At 52.9% G+C, this 14993-nt stretch carries 12 protein-coding genes; 7 read left to right on the top strand and 5 right to left on the bottom strand.

The features are described 5' to 3' along the window. Positions 1-4 precede the first annotated feature (4 nt). Entirely contained in the window at positions 5-1780 is a 1776-nt protein-coding gene (locus EDC14_RS25060) for a bifunctional diguanylate cyclase/phosphohydrolase (protein ID WP_165908316.1), read from the bottom strand. 699 nt (positions 1781-2479) lie between these two features. Here EDC14_RS25060 and EDC14_RS25055 point away from each other — a divergent pair. The 5 genes from EDC14_RS25055 (at position 2480) to EDC14_RS25035 (ending at position 9549) form a co-directional block, all read left to right on the top strand. After that, positions 2480-3511 carry a bifunctional heptose 7-phosphate kinase/heptose 1-phosphate adenyltransferase gene (locus EDC14_RS25055; protein ID WP_207930793.1) on the top strand — a complete coding sequence of 344 codons (1032 nt, stop codon included), beginning with the start codon at positions 2480-2482 and terminating at the stop codon, positions 3509-3511. 391 nt (positions 3512-3902) lie between these two features. Continuing rightward, on the top strand, positions 3903-6059 hold the full coding sequence (locus EDC14_RS25050) for a hybrid sensor histidine kinase/response regulator (RefSeq protein ID WP_132017645.1): 2157 nt from the start codon (positions 3903-3905) through the stop codon (positions 6057-6059). 166 nt (positions 6060-6225) lie between these two features. Continuing rightward, complete coding sequence (locus EDC14_RS25045) at positions 6226-7587, top strand: sn-glycerol-1-phosphate dehydrogenase (RefSeq protein ID WP_165908315.1); 1362 nt, start codon at positions 6226-6228, stop codon at positions 7585-7587. A gap of 90 nt (positions 7588-7677) precedes the next feature. Continuing rightward, the gene (locus EDC14_RS25040) at positions 7678-8493 is read left to right on the top strand and encodes an HAD-IIA family hydrolase (RefSeq protein WP_243663114.1); all 816 of its coding nucleotides are present in this window, start codon (positions 7678-7680) and stop codon (positions 8491-8493) included. A 156-nt stretch (positions 8494-8649) separates the two neighbouring features. Further along, a complete protein-coding gene (locus tag EDC14_RS25035; RefSeq protein WP_132017641.1) occupies positions 8650-9549 on the top strand; it encodes a hypothetical protein in 900 nt (299 codons plus the stop codon). Between the two features lie 60 nt (positions 9550-9609). On the opposite strand, the gene EDC14_RS25030 is transcribed toward EDC14_RS25035, so the two are convergent. Genes EDC14_RS25030 through potA form a run of 4 tightly spaced genes read right to left on the bottom strand, consistent with a single transcriptional unit; the run spans position 9610 to position 13312 of the window. Further along, entirely contained in the window at positions 9610-10650 is a 1041-nt protein-coding gene (locus EDC14_RS25030; RefSeq protein ID WP_132017639.1) for an ABC transporter substrate-binding protein, read from the bottom strand. Positions 10651-10656: 6 nt separating this feature from the next. Next, entirely contained in the window at positions 10657-11448 is a 792-nt protein-coding gene (locus tag EDC14_RS25025; RefSeq protein WP_132017637.1) for an ABC transporter permease, read from the bottom strand. After that, positions 11442-12269 (bottom strand): ABC transporter permease, encoded by an 828-nt coding sequence (locus tag EDC14_RS25020; protein WP_132017635.1) that lies wholly within the window; start codon positions 12267-12269, stop codon positions 11442-11444. The genes EDC14_RS25025 and EDC14_RS25020 overlap by 7 nt, the downstream gene beginning before the upstream one ends. Next, positions 12269-13312 (bottom strand): spermidine/putrescine ABC transporter ATP-binding protein, encoded by a 1044-nt coding sequence (gene potA, locus EDC14_RS25015; RefSeq protein WP_132017633.1) that lies wholly within the window; start codon positions 13310-13312, stop codon positions 12269-12271. Before potA ends, EDC14_RS25020 begins: the two co-directional genes overlap by 1 nt. Positions 13313-13770: 458 nt before the next feature. Between potA and EDC14_RS25010 the strand changes: the two genes are divergently transcribed. Together EDC14_RS25010 and EDC14_RS27110 are read left to right on the top strand one after the other, a co-directional pair. Continuing rightward, positions 13771-14637 (top strand): radical SAM protein, encoded by an 867-nt coding sequence (locus EDC14_RS25010; protein WP_243663115.1) that lies wholly within the window; start codon positions 13771-13773, stop codon positions 14635-14637. Positions 14638-14767: 130 nt separating this feature from the next. Beyond that, a partial coding sequence (locus EDC14_RS27110) for a hypothetical protein (RefSeq protein ID WP_207930792.1) occupies positions 14768-14993 on the top strand: 226 nt, incomplete at its 3' end.

The raw sequence follows: 14993 nt of genomic DNA, 5'->3' as shown, positions 1-14993 counted from the left end.
GGAACTAATGCTCGATGACATCCGCTAACAACGGTACCAATTGCGGATCAAACTGTACTCCGGAGGCTTTTTTCAACTCGTTCAGCGCGGCCGGCACCGGGATGGCTTTCCGATAGGGCCGGTCGTTGGTCATCGTATCGAAAGCGTCGGCGATGGCCAGAATCCGGCATTCCAGAGGGATGGAATCGCCGGCGATTCCCAGAGGATAGCCATTCCCATTCCACCACTCATGGTGTTTTAGGATCCATTCCGCAATCGGCACCAGATCGGGCGTCGATTGCGCGATCCGGTATCCGATCTCCGGGTGGCGTTGTACTTCGCGCTCCTCTTCCTTGGTGAGCGGTCCGCTCTTGAACAGAATCTGATCGGGAATCCCTACTTTCCCGATATCATGAAACTTGGCGAAAAGACGGAGATCGCTGTGGCACTCCGCTGGAAGCCCGATCCTCACGGCGAAGCGGACCACTAAGTCTTGCAGCCGTTCGGCATGACCGTCGGAAAGATAATCCCTGGGTTCCAGCGCATTCATCAACATCTGGATCACTGAATCCCGATTGTTCTGCCGGTTGGACAGCTTCTCCTTGTACATATTATCGTCGGCCGCTTTAAAAAGTTCGTCAGGACTCATGGTTTCGTTTTCCCGACTCGCAAAGCCGCAGGACACACTGATCGGAATCTGGGGATGGACTTGGTTGTGTTTGGCGATGGCCGAATGAAACTGGGAGATGAGATCCTGCAGAATGCCGGCGTTGCTATGGGAACATAGAATGGCGAATTCGTCGCCGCCGATTCGAGCCACCACGTCACCACTGCCTTGGAATGTCTGGCGCAGGAGATTGGCGGTCATGGTGATGAGTTGGTCGCCGTAACTATGACCGAGTGTGTCGTTGATTAACTTTAAGCCGTCGACATCGCAGATGATGATCCCGGCCGGAGCCTTATTCGCTTTCAGTTTGAGCATCGCGTGCTCGAAATAGGAGCGGTTATAAAGACCGGTCAAGGTATCGTGTTGGCTGAGGTGTTTTAACTTTTCCTCCGCGATTTTCCGTTCCGTAATATCGACGATGATGCCGCTCAGCCCGACCGGTTTTCCGTCCCGCATGATGCGAGTGGAGTGGATGATCACCGGAAAAACGTCGCCGCCTTTTTTTCGGACCAGATATTCGGTAACCCCATCCTTCTCGCCCCGGAGTACCTTGCCGATATTATCACGCATGCGTTCCCGTTCCGAGGGTACGACATAATCCAGAGCATTGATTCCCCGCCGGTAATCCGCTTCGGTCACCCCGAAAAACTCAAACGCTTTGGTGTTGGCAAAAGTGATCCTTGCCTGCAAATCCATTTCAAAAACGACTTCATGAAGCGAGTCCATTACTTCTTTATATTTGGATTGGGGGATTTCAGCAGTTGCGCTCTCGGCGCTCTGCGCCACGCGCCAAATATTTTCCTGCCAAAATTGGGCCAGAATTGCCGGACGACCATTGTATTGTACAGCCGAGAAACAACCAACCAAGTGGATTACGGTATTTTGGTGATTTCGCACCTGAAAGGGGTAGGTAATGAAGCTGGGACCCGTCAATCCAGGCTGTTGCACCGCAACGGACTGTGAAAAATCCAGCCCGTTAAGCAGAAGCTTGATGGGAAAGTTTCGGAGTTCTTCCTCACGGGTATAGCCGAATAACCGGAGCGACATGGGATTCGCCAGCTGGACCAGCCCATCTTGAATGATGAGTAAAGCCAATGGAGAGGAGTGAAAAACATGGTAGTAGATATCCGACACAGAGCGGGCCTCCAATCAACAGTTTACCCTGCAAGTGCGAAATGCGGCATCCATTCAGGCCAAAACGTTGTTAAACTTGCTGACGATCGCTTCAATCGACGACAGTTATCTGGCTTTGCCGGTAACTCCCGGCATCAATTGATTTCCACAAGGATTAAAACATTTGGATAAGGAAATCCCTCCTTTCCATAATAACAAATTTTTACGTAAAGATCTCGGAAACCTGAAACGAATTTTGTAGGAAAACCGGTAAATCCTAAAAAAGTATCTGTATTGAGAAAAATATTTTTAGATCGTTCACCTGGAGTTTTAACGATGAATCCGCTATAATTGTTTTGGAGAATGGAAAAGAAGTCAATTGCCCGGCAGGATAGCCTTGACATCGGGGGCACCATTGCTGCTGTTTTCTAAAAGCCATGTGATAAAGTCTCTCGAAACGGAAATCAGCCTTTCAATGGACTAAAAAACGGCTTTATCACTTGCTTTTCTGAGCTTTTGTGTTCACCCTGGCCCTTCGGACAGGGTTTATCACAACGCTTCTAAAAGCCATGTGATAAAGTCTGTCGAATCAAAAAATCTTTATGAAGTCAATTTTAACGACTTTATCACTTGCTTCTCTGAGCTTTTGTGTTCAACCTGCCCTTCGGTTAGGGTTTATCACAACGCTTCTAATGAATCTGCGAGAAGGAGCATTCCATGGTGAATACTGTTGAACTGCAGTGCGCTTTGGCCAAGATCGACAGGCCCAAAATCTTGGTAATCGGGGACATTATTTCCGATATTTATATCGACGGCATGATCTCCCGGATCTCCCGAGAAGCACCGGTCCTGATTTTAGAGCAGCAAACTCAGCGGACTGTGCTGGGGGGCGCGGCGAATGCCGCCCACAATCTGGCGACGTTGGCCGGTGAGGTTTATTTGGCGGGGATCATTGGATTGGATTCGGTGGGCCGAGAAATGCTGGAATTGTTGTCGGCGAAGGGAATTAACAGCCAATGGATCTACCAAAGTCGAGTCCTTCCCACTTGTACAAAAACCAGAATTCTGGCAGCTGCCGAACATGGAGTGCGCCAGCAGATGTTACGGGTAGACCGTACGCCTCAAGGGGAATTGGAAGGGGAGGGCTGGTCGTTCTTCCAAGAACGGCTGTTTGCGGCCATTCAAGTAGTGGATGGCATTCACATCTCGGATTACGGTTTGCCGTTATTATCAGGGCTGTTCCGTCAGGAACTGCTGGATATGGCCACACAGGCCCACAAGCTGGTTTTGGTCGACTCGCATCAAATCGCCGGTTATCAGGGTGCGACGATCGTCACGCCGAATCTCGAAGAAGCATCGCGATTTGTAGGTTATTCCATTCGCAATTTGAGCCAATTGGAGGATGCCGGCCGGGAAATTCTAACCTCGCTCCATTGCCAGGCAGTGCTGATCACCCGGGGTCCCGAAGGAATGTCGCTGTTTTTACCGGATGGCGCCATCCATCATCTACCGGTTTATAACAAATCTGAAGTGGTCGATGTCAGTGGGGCTGGGGATACTGTAGCCAGCATGATGATACTGGGGTTGACTTCGGGATTGGATTTTCTCACTGCAGCCAGTCTGGCAAACATCGCTGCCGGGATCGTCGTGCGGAAGATGGGAACGGCTACTTTAAACCGGGATGAACTCCGGATGGAACTCGGCTTCCCCCAAACCAAAGCGGCGGTGGAGCATGCAGACTTATCCCGGTAATCAAACTTTCGATAACCTTTTCGGGAACGAAACTCCCGGAATACGATAATTGCATCCAGAAAGCGGAAAATCAAAAAAACGGCCCATGAAGGTCGTTTTTTTAATGAACGGAAAGAGAATGGCTTCGTGTTAAAACCGCGCTCTTTTATCATTCTTGAAAAAAGAGCGTTGAAACTTATTGACGTCCCCGACGTTTTGTTAATTATGGAAATAGATGGAGAGGAGGGCTGTTTGTATACGAAATTAAATTGTCATGATAAGGTTAAAAAGAGCTTTATTTTATGAAGTAGTCAAGTTAGAATAAAAGTCAAACAAAATTAGCAGTTTCTCCAAATTCTGATTTTCGTTTGAAGAGAGGTTGTAACGGAAAAAACAGAGCTGGAGGGCGATTATGAACAATTCGATCAGCAAGGAAACGAGTTCCCATTATCCGGCCGACTGTTTAAAGAAACAAACCGCTGAATGTGTGGAAAACCTTTCTTTAAAAACGGATTCTGATCATGCCGATGAAAAACTCCAAGCCTTCTTAGAGCTTGCGAAGATCCTCAAGGAACAGCTTTCAGCCAAGGATTTTCTCAATCGGGTCACCCGATTGATTCAACAACGCAGTGGTTGCAAGTGCGTGGGAATAAGAGTCTTAAACGAGTTGGGAGACGTTCCCTACGAGTCGTTTGTCGGATTCAGCAAGCGGTTTTGGGAAGCGGAAAACTGGCTTTCTTACCATTGCAACGATTGCCCCTGTATTCGAGTCCTTCATGGTGAAAAGGAGACTTTTAACCGAGCAATGCTCTCTGACAACGGGTCGTTTTATTGTGGTAATATCGCGGATTTTTGCGCCGGTCTGCCCCCGGAAGCTCAAAAGGGCTTTCGCGGTTTCTGCATCAGGAACGGCTACTTCAGCGTGGCGGCAGTTCCGATCCTGCATCAGGAGAAGGTGATCGGGTTTATTCATATGGCTGACCCCCGCGCGGATTGGATCCGGCTGAAAACCATTGAAGAAGTTGAACTGTTGACCCCGTTTGTTGGCGAGACCTTATACCGTTTTTCGGTGGAGAATGAGTTGCGCAATATTATCGATTTTACCGACGACGCCATCATCAGCTTTACCATGGAAGGCTGGGTCACCCATTGGAACAGCGGAGCGGAGAAACTTTATGGGTATGCTGCTTCCGAAATCATCGGCAGGCCGTATTCCATGCTCGTTCCGTCGGAACTTTACGGAGAATATCAAACCATCGGCGAAATGCTCCGGAAAGGAGAGAATATCCAAATCTATCAGACGACGCGGATGGGAAAGGATGGCCGCAAGATCGACGTTTCCATCAGCCTCTCGTCTGCCAGGGACATTCATGGGAATTTATTTGGCGTGACCGCCATTCACCGGGATATCTCCAAGTCCAAGTTGATGGAGGCGGAACTGGAAAAGGCCCACCGCTTGGAATCCCTGGGGATGCTGGCTGGGGGCATTGCCCATGATTTCAATAACTATCTGGCCGCCATTATGGCCAATGTCCAATTGATTGAAATCATGGCCGCCAAGGGGAAGCCGGTGGAAAAATATCTGCGGGAGACCATCACGATTGCGCAAAATGCGGCCGGCCTTACCAAGCAACTGCTGGTCTTCGCCAAAGGCGGGGCTCCCATCAAGAAGCAAGCCAGCATGACCGAGCTCTTGACTCGGATTACCCAAATGACCTTACATGAGACCCGGATTCAGAGCAAGTTCGTTTTCGCGGCCGACTTGTGGGAGGCGGAGTTTGATGTGAGCCAGCTTAGTTTGGTCATCACGAATCTGCTGAACAATGCCGCGCAAGCAATGCCGGGCGGCGGAACGATTGAGATTCGGGCTGAAAATGCCGTCATTGACGATGAATCGCCCTGCTTGCTGAAGCAAGGCGATTATCTTCGGGTCACCCTTACGGATACCGGAGAAGGAATCTCTCCTGAAAATCTCGGCAAGATTTTCGACCCTTTTTTCACGACCCGCGCTCAGAATAAGGGCCTTGGCCTAACCATTACCTATTCGGTGCTGCAACGCCATGGCGGTTGGATCGACGTTCAATCCGTTTTGGGAAAAGGCAGTACCTTTCAGATTTATCTGCCGGCGGTTCGTCAGCCAAGGAGGCGGATGAAACCGGACGGCGAAGCCGAAAATCCTCCTCGAGGCCGCATTCTGTTGATGGATGACGAGCAGATGCTGCTGAACAGCATGGGCGAGTTGTTGAGCGATTTGGGATACCAAGTCGAGCTGACCCAGGACGGCGCCGCGGCAATGACTGTCTATCAACAGGCGCTGGCCGAAGGAAAGCCTTTTGACGCGGTAGTTCTGGATCTGACGGTTCCGAGGGGCATGGGCGGTCAGGAGGCCCTCGGTAAACTACTGGAGATCGATCCGCAAGTCAAAGCGATAGTATCCAGCGGGTATTCCAACGATCCGGTGATCGCTGACTTCAAAAAATACGGCTTTCAGCAAGCCATTGTCAAGCCATATCAGGTCGGCGAACTCCATGAAGTTTTAAAAACGTTGCTCCGGAATCCCGAGCATTAATCCGCACCGGGCGATATCGTAGGCCGCGTCAAGACCATGATGGCTTAACCTTCTCCCAAGGGAGAGGGTTTTTTTGGGTTGAGGCAATGCAATTTTATTGCGGAATGAGAGGAATTCCCACGGTGATAAAGAAATATCTTGGATGAAATCGCTGGGAGGGATGCGCGTGAAGGTTGGGATCGAATATTCACAGGATCACCGCTTGATCTTACCGAAGATTCTCTGTGATTGCAATATGCCTCATTATGACCCCGAGATCGATATTTATATCGGGAGCGGAATCATTGATCGTTGCTCCGCTTACATCCGGCAGCGCGATTACGGAACGCATGCGTTGCTCATTGCCGATCCGAACACCTATGCGGTGGCCGGCCGTCAGGTTGAGCAGCTGCTAAGGGATGACGGATTCCAAGTCAAGCTGTGCCGGCTGGAACGGCAAGTGTTATTAGAGCCCGATCAAACGGCTTTGGGGGAAATATTACTGCACCTCGACCGGTCGATCGAATTTTTGGTGGCCGTCGGCTCGGGGGTCGTTACCGATCTGACCCGCTTTGTCGCGCATCAGACAGGCAGGCCTTTTGTCAGCGTGGCAACGGCGGCTTCCATGGACGGGTATGTCTCGGTGGTCGCTCCGTTAATCCATAACGGCTTGAAGGTGAATAAGCCGGCGGGGTATCCGCGCACCCTCCTTTGTGATCTGGAGATTATCCGGCAGGCGCCTTATGCCATGACCCTGGCGGGTTTTGGCGATGTGATCGGCAAATACATTGCGGTCGCGGATTGGGTGTTGAGCCGGATCATCAATCAGGAAGACTATTGTCCGGTATGCGTCGATCTGGTGCTCCAGGCGGTGGCAAAGTCTATTGCCTCCGATGAGGCGATTCGTAGCCAAACCAGCGCCGGAATTCAAAGTTTGCTGGAGGCCCTGATCCTGGCCGGACTGACCATTTTGGTCATCGGCAATACTCGTCCGGTGGCCTCCATTGAACATAACATGGCACACTACTGGGAGATGATGAAGCTGCAACGACGGGAGACGCCGCCCAGCCACGGCGCGGCCGTGGGCGTGGCCACCGGTTATGCGCTGCAATGCTATGAAAAGTTCTGGCAGACGGATTTCAATTCCCTTAATGTAGCTCAGATCCTCCGGAATCGTCCTTCCCGCTCCGACGTAGAACGGGAAGTCGTCGCCAAGTACGGCCCTGATCTGGGGCCGGCGATCATCCGCGATAACCCCGATTTGTACTTGGAAGGAGCGGAACAGGAACGCCGCATCGAAACTTTCCTGCGCAATCAGGCGGCGATCCGGCAACAATTGGCTTTTTTGCCTTCCTGGGAGCAACTGCGAAGCGTCTACCGGAGCATCGGGGCTCCGGTAGATGCGGCCGAGATCGGAATCGACCGGGAATTGTTACAAAATGCGCTGCTTTACGCCAAAGACTATCGGAAACGTTATTCCGTCTTCACTCTCGCCAACGAACTGGGGATCCTGCCGGAACTGGCGGCGCAAGTCATGGCCGGCCGATGACGGCCGTTCGCAAGCGCATCCCTCATGAAGTCAGCGCCGATCATCCTCGAACCTCCGGAAGCGGGGTTCGACAACTAAAGGAGAGCAACCGTGCATTGTAGTCAAAACCCTCCCGCCGAAATACGGCAACGGCTGTCTGCGATCCGTACCTTTTTGCTGGATTTGGACGGCACGGTCTATCTTGGAGAACAGCTTTTTCCGTGGTCGTTGGAGTTTTTGGCCCGGTTGCAACGGCTGGGGAAAGAATTCATTTTTGTCACCAACAACTCTTCCCAAAATGCCCGCTATTACGTTGCCAAACTGGCCCGGCTGGGTGTGGCGGCCCGGCCGGAGCAGATCTTCACCTCCGGGGAAGCCACCATTTATTATTTGCGGAAACACCGGTTCGGCCAGGAGATTTGCTGTATTGGGACCCCTGCTTTGGAAGAAGAGTTTCGGGAAGCCGGATTCGTTCTAACCCCCAGGCAACCGGCGGCGGTGGTGTTGGGCTTCGACCTGACCCTGACCTATGAGAAAGTTCGTTTGGCCTGCGATCTGGTGCGAAACGGGGTGCCGTTCATCGCCACCCATCCCGATCTCAACTGCCCCACTCCGGAAGGGCCGATTCCGGATTGCGGCGCGATGGCCTCCTTGATTACGGCGGCCACCGGAGTGACGCCCAAAGTGATTGGCAAGCCGAATCCGGAAATGGTGGAAGCGCTGTGCGCCAAATTCGGTTTGGAACCCGAATCCGTGGCCATGGTCGGCGATCGGCTCTATACCGATATCGCCATGGGTCGTCAAGCGGGGATTACGACTATTTTGGTGCTGAGCGGAGAGACTCAACCACAGGATCTGGCGGAGTCTCCGCACCAGCCGGATTTGATCGCCGATCATCTAGGGAAGATTGCTAAATGGCTCGACTGACGCCCGGCTGGAGCAGATCGTTGAAGAGGGATATAGGATAGTCAGCCGGAAACCTGGCGGGAAATCTTGGCATGAAAGGAAGCGAGCATTCGCGCGCAATAGGAAGAGCAGGTTTTCAAAGCGTGTTTTTGGACTGAGAAAGAGGGTATTGACAATATGAACGGCTTATGGGAAAAACGGACGGGACGGCTCGCCAAACCTCTAAGGCTGCTGGCCGTCTTTTGGTTGCTGCTGATAGCCTGGTCATGCTGCAGCTTTGCGGAAGAGCCCCGCTGGCTGCCGTTGGATCAGGAGACCACGGCGGTTCTGTTGGAGAAGGTCGCCGCCGCAAAACTCATCCCCCATGAGGTCAAGAGCGGCGACATGACGCTCACCATTACCCGGTTGAACGGTTTCCGGATGGATTGGGATCAGGAACAGTTCAGACTGGATTGCGATTTTACGGTCGACTATCAAAAGAGTTTCTTCCGGATTCATCAGCCGGGTCAAGTCATCTTAAGTGGGGCGGGATTGATGGTCCCGGACGAACAGAAGCTGGGATTCAGATTGCTGCGGATCAACGAATTGCGGCTGGAAAAGGTACCGGGAATGGTCAGCGATGCAGCCCGCCAGCTAGCGGATAAAAGCCTGGCGGGTAAAGAGTTTTGGTACGGCGAGCCGCCGGCGGCCGCGGCGGAAGTTTTAGGCAAGGACAATTTCGGCCGGTTGCTTCAGGTGGCTATCAACCGGATTTTGCCGGTCTCGGGTACGGGAGACGGCACCACCTTTACCCTGAACCGACTGGACGATCTGGTGTTGGGTGTCGAGCCCGGCCAGTTTGAAGCCCGTTTTGATATGAACGGAACGTATCGGAAGCTGATGCGATTTTCTTTTCAAGGGCAAGCAGCCATCGAAACTCACGCCTGGGTCGACCCGGATGCCATGGCGGGTCTGATCCGCATCGACGAAGTGACCGACCTGCGGATGGATCACGCTTTGGGTCTGGTCTCCGGGATAGTGAAAGGAATGATCAACCGGAGGCTGAAGGGAAAGGAAGTTCGGGTAACTTGGCATTGAAAAAGCGGCGTTCCTCAGGGAGCGCCGCTTTCATAAATCAATTCATACCGAGGCTTCAGTTTATTGCGATTTGACCTCGGTCCAGATGCGATCGAAATCCTTCATTCTGCTGCCCAAGTCCACAAAGACCTCGGAGTTTTTCAGATCTTCGGGCAATGGGTAGAAGGAGCGGTCCGACGTGAGATCCCGCGGCAATTTTTTGACTGCTCCGGTATGCGGCGAGGCGTAGCCGATATAATCGGCGTTGCGGTAAGCGATGCCGGTCTCGCATAAGTAGTTGAGGAACAGTTCGGCTTCTTTTTTATGTTGCGAGCCTTTCGGAATGACCAGCGCGTCAAACCAGAGATTGGAGCCTTCCTTCGGGATGAAGTAGCCGAGGTCATTGTTTTCACGTTGGCAGTAAACCGCGTCGCCGGACCAGACGACCGCCAGGGCCGCTTCGCCGGAGATCATCTTGTCCTTGACCTCGTCAACGACGTAGGCCAACACCAACGGTTTCTGTTCGATCAGCGCTTTCTTGGCCTGCTCGAGTTCGGCCGGGTCTTTACTGTTCAGGGAGTAACCCAGCATTTTCAAGGTGATGCCGATGCTGTCCCGCTGGCTGTCCAGCATTAGAATCTGTTTGGCATACTTTTTATCCCAGAGGATCTTCCAGCTATCCGGCTGGCCGGTGACCATCGTTTTATTATAAAGAATACCGACGGTGCCCCACATATAAGGGATCGAATATTCATTCCGCGGATCGTAGCCGAGGTTTTTAAAAGCGGCTCCGATATAGCGGTAATTGGGAATCTTGGCGAAATCCAGCTTCTCCAGCATTCCCTCGTCGATCATCCGCTTAATCATGTAATCCGACGGAACCAGCACATCGTAATGGCTGCCGCCGGCCTTGATCTTCACGTACATATCCTCATTGGTGGTGAAGGTATCGTAATTCACCTTGATCTGATACTTCTTCTCGAAATCCCGCAACACCGATTCGTCGATGTAATCGCCCCAATTGTAGACGTTCAGTTCTTTTTTGGGGGCTCCGCAACCGCCCAAGAGCAGGGCGGAAATGGAGATAGCCAGGACGAACAGGATACCCAAAACTTTTTTCACTTTTCGCTACGCCTCCTTTGACTTGACCGCTTTTTGCCGCGCCATCATAATGTTGACGATAATGAGCAGCGTCAGCACGCTGACAAACATGAGAGTGGAAAGGGCATTAATCTTGGGATTGATGCCCCGGCGGGCCATGGAATAAATGGTGATCGAAAGGTTGGACACGCCCGAACCGGTCGTAAAGAAACTGATCACGAAGTCGTCCAAAGAAAGAGTGAATGACAGCAACAACCCCGTCAGCACGCCCGGCATGATCTCCGGCAAGATTACCTTGCGAAAGGCGAGAGCGGGCGTGGCACCCAGGTCGAGCGCAGCCTCGTACATACTCCGGTCCAGCTGCTTGATGCGGGGCAGTACCGAAAGGATGACATAGGGAATATTGAAAGTCACATGTGACAGCAATAAAGTCATGAAGCCGAGCTGCAGGTGGAGAAAGATATATAAGAGCATGAACGCGATACCGGTCACGATGTCCGGGTTGAGCACCGGCAGATAGGTCAGGTTCATGACCGTCCCCTGGGGCAGACTCTTCATATTATCGATCCCGAAGGCCGCCATGGTTCCGATCACGGTGGCCACCAGGGAGGCGATGGTGCCTATCACCAGGGAATAATACAATGAGGTCAGGATCTGCCGGTCCTGGAACATCTGAATATACCACTTGAGCGTGAAGCCGTCCCAGACGCCGCGGGAATGGGAATTATTGAACGAATACAAGGCCAGGACGATAATGGGCGCGTACAAAAAGAGAAAGATCCCGAAAAGATAGCCGCGCTTCATGAAGAGTTTTACCATAAGCCGCCGCCCTCCTGACCTTTTTCATAGCGGGAGGTGAAGCCCATTCCCACCAGAATGATCAACATCATGACCACCGAAATCGCCGAACCGAAATTCCAATCGCCGACGGTCAGAAACTGTTGCTCGATGAGATTGCCGATCAGGGTGTACTGGCCGCCGCCCAAAAGCCTGGAGATGACGAAAGTGGTGACCGCGGGCATGAAAACCATGGTGATGCCGGAGACCACTCCCGGGAGGCTCAACGGGAAGACCACCTTGCGAAAGGTGTAGGTGGGATCGGCGCCCAAGTCCTCGGCGGCTTCGATCAGGCTGTGATCGATTTTGCTCAGTACCGAATAAATCGGCAGGACCATAAAGGGCAGGAAATTATAGACCATCCCCAGGGTGACCGCAAAATCGTTATACAGCAGATTCAGCGGCGGCAGGCCGATGTGGCCGAGCAGCGTGTTAATGAGTCCTTTCCGCTCCAGCAGGGTCAGCCAGGCATAGGTGCGCAACAGGAAGTTCATCCACATCGGGAGCACCATCAATAAAACCAGGGTGTTTTTATGATTCAGCTTCCGGTCGGCCAGAATAAAGGCGGCCGGATAGCCGAGGACCAAGCAGAACAAGGTGCTGATCCCCGCCAGCAGCAACGAGCGGAAGAGCACCTTGAGATAGATCGGCTCGAAAAAGCGACCGAAATGCTCCCACGAAAAGGTCGTCGCCCCAGCCGCGGTCCTGGTGGTCAGGCTGAAATAGAGCAACAGCGAGAGTGGGACCACGGTGAAGATGACCATCCAAAAAATATAGGGGTAAGCGGGCCAGGTTTTTTTCATCAATCCATCACCTTTTTCATGATGTGGATATCGAAAGGATCAACGCGCAGTCCCACTTCGATCCCGACCGACCGCACGCGGGTGCTGTGAATGATCCATTGGATATCGTCGGCCGCGACGATCATCTCGTAGTGAACGCCTTTAAAGGTGGCGGAACGGACGATGCCGCTGAAAATGCCCTCTTCCGGCTCGACGATCTTCAGGTCCTCGGGGCGGATCACCACCTGGACCGCTTCATTGCGGGCAAACCCCTTATCCGAACAGCGGACCAGTTTCCCCGCCATATCCACCAGGAAATCCTCCAGCATGATCCCTTCGACGATGTTACTTTCGCCGATGAAACCGGCCACAAATGAATTCACCGGTTCGTTGTAGATCGCTTCGGGTTCGCCGATCTGCTGGATCCGGCCGCGGTTCATGACCACCACCGTATCCGACATGGTCAGCGCTTCTTCCTGATCATGGGTGATATAGACGAAGGTGATTCCCAGCCGTTTCTGCATGGCTTTCAGCTCCAGTTGCATCTCTTTCCGGAGCTGCAGGTCCAAGGCGCCCAGCGGCTCATCCAGGAGCAGGACATCGGGCTCGTTGATCAGGGCCCGGGCAATGGCCACCCGCTGCTGCTGGCCACCGCTCAACGAATTCACGGCGCGCCGCTCATAGCCGGCCAGAGCGACCAGTTCTAGCATCAGGCCGACCTTGCGGTCGATCACTTTTTTCTCCAGCTTTTTGATTTTTAAGCCGAAGGCGATGTTTTCATAGACATTCATATGGGGAAACAAGGCGTATTTTTGGAAGACCGTATTGACCCTCCGCTTATAGGGTGGCAGACTGTCGATGTCGATTCCTTCGAAGAGGATCTGGCCTTCGGATGGATGTTCAAAACCGCCGATGATGCGGAGCGTGGTTGTTTTACCGCAACCACTGGGACCAAGCATGGTGAGAAACTCATTGCGCTTGATGTGGAGAGTGATATCTTTAATGGCTTCACTGCCGTTATAATCTTTGGAAACATTCAATAAACTGATGAGGGAATCCGCCATCTCTCAACCTCCGCTTCAAAATCGATCATCATGCCCAGCTTATATGATTAAACCAAATCAATTATTATAACAAAAGAGCGGAAATGTCAATATTTCCAAAATAATATTCACAAAAGAAAAATCAGGGAGACCAGCTTCTGGAAGAACCGCTGCTAAACTGGAATCTTTTGGGCCGGTCGGCTTTTTGAGAATTGCGCAAAATTAGTAAACTGCAAATTTTTATGATACTATGATCTATCAGAAGTTGCAATCATGAAATCCACTGAAATTTTGTATTCTTTCACGGTTCGCTGCGGCGCGAAGGCATCCCTGCCGGGTAGCTCCTGGTCCGGTAACGCTATTGACAAATATAGCTAACAGTTATAGCATAAATACAGTCCCCGCCGGTAATGCGGAACTCCGCACAACCGGGGGATGGAGGTTAAAAAGGGTTCACGGCCCGGAAGGATTGGTTGATTGTGATTCCCCAGCGCGGTGCGGCAGAAGCGCTTTTCCATAAACACCCCTGTTTCGATCCGGATGCCCATTTCCGATACGGCCGGTTGCATCTACCGGTCAGTCCCAGTTGCAACATACAATGCCGTTACTGTAGTAACGGGTCGAATAAATGCGCCGGGCCGGACGCGCTGGTCGCGCCGGAGCAGGCGGTGGAGCTGGTCGCCCGGGCGTTGGAGTTGTGCCCGCAACTGACCGTGGTCGGCGTATCCGGCCCCGGTGATCCCTTGGCCACCGGTGACGCGCTGGAAGCCTTGGAGCGGGTTCACCGGGAGTTTCCCGCCTTGATTAAGTGCCTCAGCACCAACGGCTTGATGCTGGTCGACCGGGCGGAACGGATCGCGGCCGCCGGGGTGAAGACCGTCGCCGTGACCGTCAATGCGTTGCGCTACGACTTGCTGAAGCAGATCTGTTCGTATGTATTGCTGAACGGGAAATACTACACCGGCGATTACGCCGCTCGCCTGCTCATCTCGGCGCAGCTGGCGGGGATCCGCAAGCTGATCGGCTTCGGGATCGCCGTGAAGATCAACACCGTTTTGATTCCGGGAGTCAACGACCGCCACATCGGCGAGATCGCCAAGGTCATGGCGCAGCTGGGAGCGGCGCTGATTAATATCGTTCCGTTGTACCCCGGGCACTACCCCAGTGCCTTCCAAGTCCCCTCGCCGTTGCAGTTGCACGAGGCGCGGCAGGCGGCCCAGGCATATCTCCCCGTATCTCAATTTTGCCGGCTTTGCCAGGCCGATGCCTGCGGCATTCCGGGCACCGGGCCGGATCAGGCCGAACTTCTGTATCAATCGGACGAAAATCTATCGACCCACGGCTGAGCCCTCCGGGGCGGCGCGGTGTTGCAGCAACCGAAACGCCTCCGGGACGGCCGCTCCGGGGATTTCTCCAACCGAACCGGCTGTGGCAGCCCCCGCCGGTTCGGTATCTGCTACCCAAACAACTGTGGCAATGATTGCCGTCATCGCTTGGAGAGCTAAAGGAACAGCGGCAGTGATCCCCGCGACAACCGCGACGGTCCCGGTAAGCGCGGCGCTCTCCGCCACAGGATCCACGGCCGCCAAAGGAGTGGATGGAAAAGGAAAGGGAGTGTCGCAAAACTACCAAAGAGGTAGTAAACGACACTCCCTTTTTAATGAAAAGTCACAAAACCAGCAAATTGAGAAGGGCAAAATTT

The organism is Hydrogenispora ethanolica, from assembly GCF_004340685.1.
Lineage (GTDB): Bacteria > Bacillota > UBA4882 > UBA8346 > UBA8346 > Hydrogenispora > Hydrogenispora ethanolica.
The sequence above is the reverse complement of the archived record's forward strand: the minus strand, read 5'-3'. Positions and strand labels throughout refer to the sequence as shown.